The organism is Duganella sp. BJB476 (assembly GCF_003416895.1).
In the GTDB taxonomy this organism is placed as follows: domain Bacteria; phylum Pseudomonadota; class Gammaproteobacteria; order Burkholderiales; family Burkholderiaceae_D; genus Rugamonas.
In genome coordinates, this window is sequence record NZ_QVIO01000003.1 from 618512 (window position 1) to 631150 (window position 12639).

Here is a 12639-nt window from a genome sequence, read left to right on the forward strand (position 1 = left end):
TAGTTCTACGGTATTGCACCGCAACATGAACAGGCATATAGTTGGAACTGTCTCCTCCAACCGTTCGCTGAACATTGGAATTCAGCCCGCACCGTCAAGGTAGCGGGCGTTTTTTTTGGTGGCTCAGGTTCCACCTCAGGCGCGCAGCAGATCGAGCTTGCCGCCGCGCGGCAGCGAAGGGAACACCTGCACCAGCTGCTGGTCGCTCAAGCGCAGATGACGCTCGGCGATCGCCGCCAGCACGGTGCGGAAGTCGGTCGTCACCGGCAGGTCGCGGCCTTCGTTCAACTCGGCGTCGCCGACGCCGCGCCAGTCGCCCAGCACCTTGCCGCCGTTGACGCCACCGCCCAATACCCACATCACATTGCCATGTCCATGGTCGGTGCCGCCGTTGCCGTTCTCGCGCGCGGTGCGGCCGAACTCCGACATCACCACAATGGTGGTCTGCTCGAACAGCGGTCCCAGTCGCTGCGCCAGCACCGCCAGGCCCTGCCCCAGCGGCTGCAGGCGGTTGGCCAGCTGGCCGCGCGCCGCGCCCTGGCTGGCGTGCGTATCCCAGCCGCCCAGCGCGACGAAGGCCAGCTGGATATTCGGATCGTTGCGCATCAGCGCCGCCAGCCGCGCCGCGTCGTCGGGGAAGCCGTTCGGCAAAGGTGCGCCACCGTTCGCCGCCTGCATTTCCGCCGACATCCCGCCGCCGCCCATGCCGCCGCCGACCATCTTGCCGGCCGCCGCGTCCATCACTTCCTTGTGCGCGTCCTGGCCTTGCTGGTAGGCGGCGCCGAAGCGCGCGTTGTCCGCGTACAGCTGGTCGAAGGCCTTGCTCACCGCCGGCCGGTCCAGCACATTGGCCTTGGTGCCGGCCGCGCCATTGGCCAGGTTGACCGCCGCCGCGTGGCCGGACAGGATGCGCGGCATGACCGGGCCGATGCTCAACGCGCGGGTCGGCGTGGCCACGCCGGGCAGCGTCGCCACCAGGCGGTTCATCCAGCCGTCCGCGGTGCTCTTGACGCCGGGCGTGGCCGATTCCATGTAGTCCTGCGCGTCGAAGTGCGAACGGGTGGTGTCCGGCGAACCGCTGGCGTGGACAAAGGCCAGCTTCTTCTGCTCCCACAACGGCAGCAGCGGCGCCAGCGCCGGATGCAGGCCGAAATAGCCGTCGAGATTCAGCGCGCCGTTGTCGTCGCCCGGCTTGGCCAATGCGATGCTCGGGCGCAGGCGCGCGTAGTTGGCGTCGGCCACCGGCGCGACCACGTTCAAGCCGTCCACCGCACCGCGCAGCATGACCACGATCAGCTTGCGGCCGGTGGCGTCGGCGTTCGGCGTCGCGGCCGTCGCGGCCCAGGCGTGGCGGCCCAGCGGTATCACCAGTCCGGCGCCGGCGGCCAGCGTGTTGAGGAAGTCTCTGCGTTGCATGATGGTCTCCAGACGATGATTAGCGCTGCATGAAATCGGGACTGCCCAGCAGCATGGCCGCACGCAATGGCGGCGGACTGCCGGCGATCGCACCCTGCGTCTTGGCCGAGATCGAACCGGCCAGTGTCGCCTGCAAGGCCTGCACATCCAGCGCCGGCGCCAGCTGGGTGGCGAAGGCGATGCGGCGGCTCAGTGCATCGGGATTGAGCCAGGCGTCCTGCGTGTTCTTGTAGCCGTCCGGCGTCTGGCAGCCGTACAGCGGCATGCCGAGGCGGGTCAGCACGCCCAATGTTTGCTTGATGTCCGACGGCGCCGTGTCGCTGGCGCGCGCCGCCGAGATCACGTATTGATACGGCGTCTTGAACTTCGCGCCCACCGCTTCCGGCGCCATGAACTCGGCGCTGGCGAACAGGGTGCGCAGCACGCTGCGGATATCGCCCTTGCTGTCGATGTAGCTCTTGGCCATGCGGTCCACCAGCGCCGGCGGCGGCTGGTCCTGCACGAAGTACTGCGCCAGCTGGAAGCTCAGGTGATGCGCGGTCGCCGGCAGCATCGCCAGCACGTCCAGCGCGTACTCGCCCTCCTCCTGGCCGCCGGCCTTGATGCGGCGGCCCAGCCAGACCTTGTCGTCGCGGTCGTGGCGCGCGGGGTCGAAGGCGAAGGTGCGGTTGCGCGCGACCAGTTCGCGGTTGTCGTAGGTCCAGCCGGTCAGCATGCGCGCCAGTTCGGTCACGTCCTTCTGCGTGTAGCCGCTGTCGACGCCCATGGTGTGCAGCTCCATCAGCTCGCGCGCATAGTTTTCATTCAGGCCGCTGCTCTTGGCCTTCTGGCCGCCCTGTTTTCTGCCGCGCGGAATGTAGCCATTGGCGGTGGAGACCCAGTTGTCCAGGTAGTACAGCATGGCTGGATGGTGCGCGGTGGCGCCCAGCAGGTCGCGGAAATTCCCCAGCGCGTAAGGGCGGATCGCGTCGCGCTCGTAACTGGCGATCAGCGCGCGGTCGACGCCCTTGCCGGCGAAGACGTTGAAGTGATTGAACCAGAAATCGACCATCACTTCTTCCAGCTGGTTCGGGCTGTCGACCGCGCGGGCGATGCGCGCCTCCGCCGTCTGCTGCGCAATCGCGGTGACCACTTCGCGGCGCTTGGCCTTGTCGCCGTCCGACTCGTCCTTGGCCATCGCTCGCACTTCCAGGAAGCGCCGCATCACCACGCCGGCCGGTTGCTGCACCGCGTCCAGGCTGGCCAGGCGCGCGCTCAATGCCGGCGGCAGCGGCGCGCCGGCCGCGAGCTGCGTATCGATGTAGCGCTGCACGCCCATCTGCGTCACCCGCTCGATGTCGCCCGGCTTGGGGCCGTAGCCGATGCGGTTCAGCACATGGGCGGCGGCCTGCTCGGGCGTCAGCGGCTCGGCCGCGATGGCGGAAGCGGCGGCGGAGGCCACGGCGGCCACGGCGATCCAGCGGTAGAAGTTCATGGCGGCGCTCCTGTCGAAAAATATATTTACTTTATAACGCAATATTGCTGGGCCTCAAACGACTGCCATGTATCGGTTGTAAGCGGCTGTTAGCATTCGTTCACAAATAAATTAAACAACTGATTTAGTTATATCAATCGTTTAAATTATGTGTTGTAATGCCGCCCATGAACGCTAAACCCACTTCCATCGATACTAGCCAGCCAGCCGACGACGGCCGCAAGCCACGTTCGGACGGCGAGCAATCGCGCGAGCGGCTGCTGCAAGCGGCCATGCGCCTGTTCGCCGCGCAGGGCTTTTCCAAAACCTCGACCCGCGAGATCGCCCAGGCGGCCAACGCCAACGTCGCCGCGATCAGCTACTACTTCGGCGACAAGGCGGGGCTGTACCAGGCCTGCTTCAGCTTCATGTGCCAGCCGGAGCCGGACAATATCGCGCTGTTCGCCCAGCCGCATTTCACGCTGCGGCAGACGCTGGAGGGCTACTACCGGCAGATGCTGGCGCCGCTGATGGCGGGCGAGGATGCGCAACTGTTCCTGCGTTTGTTTTACCGGGAGATGCTGGAACCCACCGGGCTGTGGCAGCAGGAAATCGACAACAACATCAAGCCGGAGCATCAGGCGATGGTGGTCGCGCTAAGCCGTCACCTGGGCCTGGAGCAGCCCACCGACGACGTGCACCGCCTGGCCTACGCCCTCGCCGGCATGGCCGTGCAGATCATGGTCGGACGCGACATCATCGCCTCGATCACGCCGCACCTGCTGGCCACGACGGAAGCGATAGACACATGGGGGCAGTACCTGGTCGGCTTTGCCGAAGCCATGGTGCTGGCCGAGAAAACCAAACTTCAACAAGGAAAAGCATGACGATATTCTTACGGGCGGCGGCGCTGGCCGTCGTCGCCTCGCTCAGCGCCTGCGCCACGCAGGCGCCCGCGCCGCACGTGGCCGCACAGGCGCCGCAGCAGTGGCAGGCTCCATTGCCGACGCAACTCCCCCATAACGGCAGCCAGGCCGACCTGGCCAGCTGGTGGAGCCGCCAGGCCGACGCGCTGCTGGTGCAGCTGATCGAATCGGCGCAAGCCGTCAGCCCGACCATCGCCACAGCCGGCTCGCGCATCGCGCAATCGCGCGCCGAGCGCGTGGCGGCGGGCGCCGCGCTGGCGCCGTCGCTGGACGCAACGATCAGCGCCAGCCGCTCCAACCAGCAATCGACGCTGCCGATGGGGACCACTTCACAGGCGGCCTTGCAGGCCTCGTGGGAGATCGATCTGTTCGGCGGCAACCGCGCCGCGCGCGATGCGGCGCAAGCGCGCCTCGACAGCGCCCACGCCGGCTGGCACGACGCCCGCGTCTCGGTGGCGGCCGAAGTGGCCAACCAATACTACGGCCTGCGCGCCTGCGAGCAGCTGCTGGCCGTGGCCAAACAGGACGCCGCCTCGCGCAGCGACACCGCGCGCCTGACGGAGCTGAGCGCCAAGGCAGGCTTCCAGTCGCCGGCCAGCCTGGCGCTGGCACGCGCCAGCGCGGCCGACGGCAACAACCGCTATATCACCCAGCGCGCCGCCTGCGACGTCAACGTCAAGGCGCTGGTGGCGCTGACCGCCATCGGCGAACCTGAACTGCGCGGCAAGCTGGCCGCAGGCGCATCTGCAGCCGCCGGCGCCGCCGCCAGCGCGCCGGCCATCGCCATCGCCGAACTGCCGGCGCGCACGCTGAGCCAGCGTCCCGACGTCTTCACCGCCGAACGCGAAGTGAGCGCCGCCAGCGCCGATGTCGGCTCCGCGCAGGCGCAGCGCTATCCGCGCCTGGCCTTGTCCGGCTCCATCGGCTATGGCAACTTCCGCGCCGGCGGCGTCAACACCGGCACCGACACCTGGACCATCGGCCCGGTCTCGGTGTCGCTGCCGATCTTCGACGCCGGCAAGCGCCGCGCCAACGTCGACGCGGCCAGCGCCCGCTACGACGCCGCCGTCTCCAGCTACCGCGCCACCGTGCGCCAGGCCGTGAGCGAAGTGGAACAGGCGCTGGTCAACCTGGACGCCACCGGCGAACGCGCCGGCGACGCGCAGGCCGCGCTGCAAGGCTACCGCGTCAACTTCACCGCCGTGGAAGACCGCTACAAGAACGGGCTGGCCAGCCTGTTCGAACTGGAGGACGCGCGCCGCACCCGCCTGGCCGCCGAACAAACCGTCATCAACCTGCAGCGCGAGCGCAGCACCGCCTGGGTAGCGCTGTACCGCGCCGCCGGCGGCGGCTGGACCGCCCCGACCGACGGCGCCCCTGCCGTCGCCAGCGCCAACCCACAATAAGAGCCATCATGAACAACCTGAAAACCAATCTGAAACCGGTCGCCTACGCATTGCTGGCCGTATTCGTCATCGGCGGCGCCGGCATGGCGTTCTACCCGTCCGCCACGCAGGCCGCCGACGACAAGAAAGCGGAAACCGCCAAGCCGGCGCTGACCGTCACCACCACCAAGCCGTCGGCCGCGCGCCTGCCGATCAAGCTGGCCGCCAACGGCAACGTCGCCGCCTGGCAGGAAGCGAGCGTCAGCAGCGAATCGAACGGCCTGCGCCTGACCGAAGTGCGCGTCAACGTCGGCGACGTCGTGAAAGCCGGCGACGTGCTGGCCGTGTTCTCGGCCGATAGCGTCAACGCCGACCTGGCGCAGGCCAGGGCCGCCGTGCAGGAAGCCGAAGCCAACGCCGCCGACGCCGTCGCCAACGCGGCCCGCGCGCGCACGCTGCAAAACACCGGCGCCCTGAGCGCGCAGCAGATCAGCCAATACACCACCGCCGAACAAACCGCCAACGCCCGCATCGCCTCGGCCAAGGCCGCGCTGGCCAGCCAGCAGCTACGCCTCAAGTACACGAAAGTCGTGGCGCCGGACAGCGGTGTGATCTCCGCGCGCAGCGCCACGGTCGGCGCGGTCTCCGGCCCCGGCACGGAACTGTTCCGCATGATCCGCCAGGGCCGCCTGGAATGGCGCGCCGAAGTGGTGGCCTCCGACCTGCGCAACCTGAAGACCGGCACCGGCGCCGTCGTCAAGGCCGCCAACGGCAGCGAAGTCACCGGCAAGGTGCGCATGATCGCGCCGACCGTCGATGCGCAGACCCGCTCCGCGCTGGTCTACGTCGACCTGCCGGCCAGCGCCGCCGCCAAGGATGCGCCGTTCAAGGCCGGCATGTTCGCCAGCGGCCAGTTCGAACTGGGCACCTCGGATGCGATGACGGTGCCGCAGCAGGCCATCGTCGTGCGCGACGGCTTCAGCTTCGTGTTCCGCCTCAACGCCGACCAGCATGTCAGCCAGATCAAGGTGCAACCGGGCCGTCGCCTGGGCGACCGCATCGAAGTGCTGGGCGGCCTGGCCGCCGACACGCAAGTGGTGGTGCGCGGCGCCGGCTTCCTGAACGACGGCGACCTGGTACACAACGTCGCCGAGACCGCGCCGGCCGCCAAGCTGGCCGCGAAGTAAGGACACGCCATGAATTTTTCCTCCCTATCGATCAAGAACCCGATCCCGGCGATCATGCTGTTCGCGCTGCTGACGCTGGCCGGGCTGATGGCCTTCAAGGCCAATCCGGTTCAGGATTTCCCTGACATTGAACTGCCCATCGTCACCATCAGCGCCACGCTGGACGGCAGCGCGCCGGCCCAGCTGGAAACCGAAGTCGCCCGCAAGATCGAGGACTCGGTCGCCACGCTGCAAGGCGTGAAGAACATCTCCACCACGGTGCTGGACGGCGTGTCCACCACCGTGGTCGAATTCATCCTTGAAAAACCGATCGCTGACGCCGTCAACGAAGTGCGCGACGCCGTGGCCCGCGTCAAGGCCGACCTGCCGGCCGAGCTGCGCGATCCGACCGTGACCAAGGCTTCCACCGCCGGCCGCGTGATCATGACCTTCACCGCCTCCGCCTCCAATGCGCCCGGCGAGAAGATGGACAAGCAGGAACTGAGCTGGTTCGTCGACAACGCCGTCTCCAAGCGTTTGCTGGCGGTGCCCGGCGTGGGCGCGGTCAAGCGCGTCGGCGGCGTGAAGCGCGAGATCCGCGTGGAACTGGACGACGCCCGCATGGCCGCCCTGCGCGTGTCCGCGCTGGACGTCTCGCGTCAACTGCGCCTGGTGCAGAAGGAAGCGCCGGGTGGACGCGGTGACGTCAGCGGCGCCGAGCAATCGGTGCGCACCATCGCCACCGTGCAGAGCGCGGCCGCGCTGGCCGCCATCGAACTGCCGCTGACCGACGGCCGCCGCGTGCGCCTCGACCAGGTGGCCACGGTGACCGACACCGTCTCCGAGCCGCGCGCCATCGCGCTGCAGGACGGCGTGCCGGTGATCGGCTTTGAAATCTTCCGCACCAAGGGCGCCAGCGAACTGGCCGTCGCCAAGGGTGCGCGCGCCGCCGTCGAAGAACTGAAACGCGCCAATCCGCGCGTCGAACTGAAGCCGGTGATCGACAACGCCTTCCCGGTCGAAGAAAACTTCAACGGCTCGATGGAGCTGCTGTACGAAGGCGCCATCCTGGCGGTGCTGGTGGTGTGGTGGTTCCTGCGCGACTGGCGCGCCACGCTGGTGGCCGCCGCCGCGCTGCCGCTGTCGGTGATGCCGGCCTTCCTCGGCCTGTACCTGTTCGGCTACACGCTCAACATGGTCACGCTGCTGTCGATGGCGCTGGTGGTGGGCGTGCTGGTCGACGACGCCATCGTCGAAATCGAAAACATCGCGCGCCACCTGCGCATGGGTAAAACCCCGATGGAAGCGGCGATGGAAGCGGCCGACGAAATCGGCATGGCGGTGATCGCCACCACCTTCGCGCTGGTCGCGGTGTTCCTGCCGACCGCCTTCATGGGCGGCGTGCCCGGCCTGTTCTTCAAGCAGTTCGGCTGGACCGCCGTGGTGGCGGTGCTGGCCTCGCTGGTGGTGGCCCGTTTGCTGACGCCGATGATGGCCGCCTACATCCTCAAGCCGATCGCGCATGCGGAAGAAAAAGACGGCTGGCTGATGACGCGCTACATCCGCGTCATGCGCTGGTGCCTGAAACACCGCCTGGTGACGGCGATCGCCTCGGCCGCGTTCTTCGCCGGATCGATCATGCTGGTAGGCCTGCTGCCGACCGGCTTCGTACCGGCCGCCGACCGCTCGCAGACCCAGATCAACCTGGAACTGCCGCCCGGCTCCACGCTGGCCGAGACCAGCGTGGTCGCCGAGCGCGCCCGCAAGGCCGCGATGGAAGTCAAAGGCATCAAGGCGATCTTCAGCTCCATCGGCGGCGGCTCCAGCGGCGACGCCTTCGCCCCCGGCACCGCGGCCGAAGCGCGCAACGCCGTGCTGACGCTGACCACCGTGCACCGCAATGACCGCAAGGAATCGATGCCCGACCTGGAAGCGGAAATCCGCGCCAAGTTGAACGCCATTCCCGGCGCCCGCTTCAAGGTCGGCCCGCCAGACAACGGCGTCAAGATGCAGCTGGTGCTGCGCAGCGAAGATCCGGTCGCGCTGAAAGAGACGGCGCAAAAAGTGGAGCGTGAAATGCGCACGCTCAAAGGCGTCGGCAACGTGCGCTCCAGCGCCTCGCTGGTGCGCCCTGAGATCATCGTCACGCCGGACTTCGCCAAGGCCGCCGACCTGGGCGTGACCGCCGCGTCGATCGGCCAGACCGTGCGCGTGGCCACCGCCGGCGACTACGACACCGACCTGACCAAGATGAACCTGCCGGAACGCCAGGTGCCGATCCGCGTCAAGCTGCCGGACGCCGTGCGCGCCGACCTGGAAGCCATCGGCCGCCTGACGGTGCCGGGCAAGAACGGCCCGGTCTTGCTGGCCACCGTCGCCACCATCACGATGGAAAGCGGCCCGGCGCAGATCAATCGCCTCAACCGCAGCCGCAACGTCACGCTGGAAGTGGAACTGGGCAAACGCTCGCTGGGCGAAGTGAACACCGAAGCGCGCGCGCTGCCGACCATGATGAACCTGCCGCCGTCGGTGAAGATCGCCGAACTGGGCGACACCCAGGAGATGGCTTCGCTGTTCGCCAGCTTCGGCATCGCCATGCTGATCGGCGTGTTGTGCATCTACTGCGTGCTGGTGTTGTTGTTCAAGGACTTCATGCAGCCGATGACGATTCTGGCGGCGCTGCCGCTGTCGATCGGCGGCGCCTTCGTGGCGCTGCTGATCACCGGCCGCGCGCTGTCGATGCCGTCGATGATCGGCCTGATCATGCTGATGGGGATCGTTACAAAGAACTCAATCTTGCTGGTTGATTATGCTATTCTGGCGCGTCAGGAAGGCATGAGCCGTTTCGATGCCCTGGTCGACGCCTGCCACAAGCGCAGCCGTCCGATTCTGATGACCACCATCGCGATGGGCGCCGGCATGATGCCGCTGGCGCTGGGCTGGGGCGCCGATCCGAGCTTCCGTTCGCCGATGGCGATCACGGTGATCGGTGGCCTGATCACATCGACGTTATTGAGCCTGCTGGTGGTGCCGGCCGTGTTCACCTACATCGACGACCTGGAACACCTGCTGCAACGCCTGATGGGCAAGCTGCGCCGCACGCCGGCGCCGCCCCCCGAAGCAACCGCGACGCCGCTGCGCAAGATCGCCGGCGGCGGACACTAAACGAAAGGAGATCGAGATGGAATATGAAATCAAGGATTTACCGGCAGTCCGCGTAGCCTACCTGCGCTACAAGGGGCCGTTCGGCGCGCCGATCGGCGAGTTCTGGAAAGAGGTGTTCACGCCGTGGCAGAAAGCCTTTGGCCTGGTGGGCAAGGTCACTTACGGCGTGGCGCAGGACGATCCAAGCACCACGCCGCCGGAGGAGTGCCGCTACGACGCCTGTATCGAAGTCTCGGCCGAGTATCCGATCAAGGAGCCGGCAAAGGAAGCCATGATTCCTGCCGGCCGCTACGCCGTCGCCAAGTTCAAGGGCACCGGCGACCAGGTGCCTGCGGCCTGGGGCGAGTTCTTCGGCCAACTGCATGCCGAGGGCAAGGTCGATGCCGGCCCGTGCTTCGAGCGCTATCCGGCCGATTACGCGATGGACCCGGCCACCGGCGTGTTCGAATCGGAGCTCTGCATCCCGGTGAAATAAACCACCGGACTTAAGGCCGCGCCATCCAGCCACCGCCCATGGCGCGGTACAAATCCACCGACGCCACCAGCATGCGCGTCTTCAGCTGCAGGCGGCCGACGTCGGCGTTGTACAGCGTGCGCTGGGCGTCCAGTTCCTCCAGATACGACGCGTAGCCGTTGCGATAACGGTTATGCGCAATGCGCAGCGTTTCGGCCGCCGTCGCGCGGCGCGCGTCGTTCTGCACCGCCTGTTCCTTCAGGCGCGCCAGCGCACCCAGGCTGTTGTCGGTTTCGGCAAAGGCGGTGCGCACCGCATTTTCATACGCATAGATCGATTGGTCCCGCTGCGCCGCCACTGCGTCGGTCTGGTACTGCACGCGGTCGCCCTCGAACACCGGTGCGACCACGGCGCCGGTCAAGCGCCACAACGCCGTCGGCGCGTTGATGAAATCGTGCCACTTCAGATTCTGCACTCCCCCCACCATCGTCAGCTTGAACGACGGCAGCAGCTGGTCGCGCGTGGCGGCCAGGTTGGCGTTGACCGCCACCAGGTTGAATTCGGCGCGCGCGATATCCGGCCGGCGCCGCAGCAGTTCGGACGGCAGCCCCGCCGGCACCGCCGGCGCGGACAACTGCACCAGCTCCAGCCCGCGCGCCACCGGGCCGGGATTGCCGCCGGTGAGGATGGACAGCGCGTTTTCCTGTTCGAAGATGGAGCGCTTGAGCTGCGGCACCTGCTCGGCGGTGGTCTGGTATTCGGCTTGTGCCTGCAGCCATTCCAGCCGCGAGCTGTAGCCGACGTCGAACTGGCGCTTGGCCAGGTCGCGCGATTCTTCGCGCAGCTTCAGCGTGGCTTCGGTCAGCGCCAGTTGGGCGTCCAGTCCCCGCAGGTTCAGGTAGCCCGAGGCCACGGTGGCGGCGATCGACAACGCGGCCGCATCGGCGTTGGCCTGCTCCGCCTGATAGGTGGCGGTGGCGGCGTCGGTCAGCGCGGCCAGGCGGCCCCACACGTCGACTTCATAGCTGGCCTGGAACTCGGCCTGGTAGACGTTGGTGACATAGGGAACGCCGTTGTAGGCCAGCTGGCGCGTGCGGGTCGGCGCGGTGTCGACGAAGACGTTGGCCTTCTGCCCAGCGGCGGCCACGCCCACCAGCGCGCGGTACTGCGTGACGCGGGCGCGCGCGATGCGCAGGTCGCCGTTGTGTTCCAACGCGGCGGCCACCAGCGCGCTCAGTGCGGGATCGCCGAAAGCTTGCCACCATTGCGCCTCCACGGCCGCGCCCTGCGCCGTCTCGGCGGCGGTGCGCCACGCGGACGGCGTCTGCAAGCTCGACGCGGGCGCCGGCGGCGCCTTGGCCGCGCAACCGCCGATCAACAGCGCCAACGCCAGCGAGCCATTCCCAGCCAAGGCGACGGCCAGTGGAGCAAGCCGCCGCGCGCCGGACCGACGCTCCGATGCTGCATAGCCTTTCATGGCTTGACTCCGGCGGTCTTGGCCGGCGCGGCGCTCGCGTCGTTCAGCTCCGCCGAAGTATCGATGCTGACCACCACCGACATCCCCGGCGCCAGCCGGCGCGCCTTGGCCTGGCCCGGATCGATGCGGATGCGCACCGGTATGCGCTGCGCGATCTTGACGTAATTGCCGGTGGCGTTATCGGCCGGCAGCACGCTGAATTCCGAACCGGTGGCCGGCGAAATCCGCTCCACCTGGCCGGTCAGCAGCGCGCCGTCCAGCGCATCGACCTTGAAGGTGGCGCTCTGGCCGACCTGCACGCCGTTCATCTGCGTCTCCTTCAAATTGGCGATCACCCACATCTGGCGCGGCACCAATCCCATCAACTGCGCGCCGGTGTTGACGTAGGCGCCCTTGCGCACCGTGACCTGGCCCAGCTGGCCGTCCTCCGGCGCCGTGATGCGGGTGTTATCCAGGTCCACCTTGGCCGACTTCAGCGCCGCCGACGCATTCGCCACCGCCGCCTCCAGCGACAGCTTGTTGACCACCACCGTCTGCACTTGCTGCTTGGCGATCTCCAGGCTGGCGCGCGCCTGTTGCACCGCCGCCGCCGTCTGCACCTTGGCCGCCTTGGACGAATCCTGTTCGCGCAAGGACAGCGAGCCGTCGGCCGCCAGCGAATTCACGCGGCTCAAATCGGCCACCGACTTGGCGGCCTGCGCTTCCGCGTTGGCCACGGTGGCCTGGTTCAGCGCCACGCCCGCTTCCGCTGTGCGGCGCGCCTGCTCCCAGTTGGCCAGCGCCGCCTTTTGCGCCGCCAGCTGCGCCTGCGCCTGATCGTAGCGCTGCTGGTAGATGCGGTCGTCGATCAGCACCAGCAAGTCGCCCTGCTTCACCTGCTGGAAATCCTGCACCCGCACGTCGACCACGTAGCCGGGCAGCTGGGTGCCGATCAGCGTGACCTGGCCGCGCACCAGCGCGTTCTCGGTGGAGACGATGGCGGTGCTGAACGGCGGCAGCCGCCACGCATACAGCACGATCAGCACGCCGACCAGCGCCACGAACGAAAACGCGATCGCCGAAACGATCTGCGCGCGCCGGTCCGGCGCCGGCGCGGTGGGCGCTGCGGCGGCAACGGCGGCCGCCGCAGCCGCAGCCGCCACCGCCGCGACGCGGGTTTCGGAGGAAGAGGAATTGTCGGGGGTATTGTTAGCCATA

General features: G+C 67.8%; 9 protein-coding genes. 5 read left to right on the forward strand and 4 right to left on the reverse strand.

The features are described from left to right. Positions 1 to 135 precede the first annotated feature (135 nt). Both D0T21_RS16090 and D0T21_RS16095 read right to left on the reverse strand, forming a co-directional pair. Positions 136 to 1416: a DUF1501 domain-containing protein gene (locus D0T21_RS16090; RefSeq protein WP_116990604.1), complete on the reverse strand. Its 1281-nt coding sequence runs from the start codon at positions 1414 to 1416 to the stop codon at positions 136 to 138. A gap of 19 nt (positions 1417 to 1435) precedes the next feature. Continuing rightward, complete coding sequence (locus D0T21_RS16095) at positions 1436 to 2890, reverse strand: DUF1800 family protein (protein ID WP_116990605.1); 1455 nt, start codon at positions 2888 to 2890, stop codon at positions 1436 to 1438. A 167-nt stretch (positions 2891 to 3057) separates the two neighbouring features. On the opposite strand from D0T21_RS16095, the gene D0T21_RS16100 reads away from it, so the two are divergent. Genes D0T21_RS16100 through D0T21_RS16120 form a run of 5 tightly spaced genes read left to right on the forward strand, consistent with a single transcriptional unit; the run spans position 3058 to position 9986 of the window. After that, the gene (locus tag D0T21_RS16100; RefSeq protein WP_116990606.1) at positions 3058 to 3756 is read left to right on the forward strand and encodes a CerR family C-terminal domain-containing protein; all 699 of its coding nucleotides are present in this window, start codon (positions 3058 to 3060) and stop codon (positions 3754 to 3756) included. Then, positions 3753 to 5201, forward strand: coding sequence for an efflux transporter outer membrane subunit (locus D0T21_RS16105; protein WP_116990607.1), 1449 nt, complete (start codon positions 3753 to 3755; stop codon positions 5199 to 5201). Before D0T21_RS16100 ends, D0T21_RS16105 begins: the two co-directional genes overlap by 4 nt. An 8-nt stretch (positions 5202 to 5209) precedes the next feature. Continuing rightward, positions 5210 to 6367 carry an efflux RND transporter periplasmic adaptor subunit gene (locus D0T21_RS16110; RefSeq protein WP_116990608.1) on the forward strand — a complete coding sequence of 386 codons (1158 nt, stop codon included), beginning with the start codon at positions 5210 to 5212 and terminating at the stop codon, positions 6365 to 6367. A gap of 9 nt (positions 6368 to 6376) precedes the next feature. After that, positions 6377 to 9511 (forward strand): efflux RND transporter permease subunit, encoded by a 3135-nt coding sequence (locus tag D0T21_RS16115; protein ID WP_116990609.1) that lies wholly within the window; start codon positions 6377 to 6379, stop codon positions 9509 to 9511. A 16-nt stretch (positions 9512 to 9527) separates the two neighbouring features. Then, complete coding sequence (locus tag D0T21_RS16120; RefSeq protein ID WP_116990610.1) at positions 9528 to 9986, forward strand: GyrI-like domain-containing protein; 459 nt, start codon at positions 9528 to 9530, stop codon at positions 9984 to 9986. Positions 9987 to 9996: 10 nt separating this feature from the next. Here D0T21_RS16120 and D0T21_RS16125 read toward each other — a convergent pair whose 3' ends face one another. Further along, entirely contained in the window at positions 9997 to 11442 is a 1446-nt protein-coding gene (locus D0T21_RS16125) for an efflux transporter outer membrane subunit (protein WP_229211496.1), read from the reverse strand. Beyond that, positions 11439 to 12638, reverse strand: coding sequence for an HlyD family secretion protein (locus D0T21_RS16130; RefSeq protein ID WP_116990612.1), 1200 nt, complete (start codon positions 12636 to 12638; stop codon positions 11439 to 11441). The genes D0T21_RS16125 and D0T21_RS16130 overlap by 4 nt, the downstream gene beginning before the upstream one ends. Position 12639 lies beyond the last annotated feature (1 nt).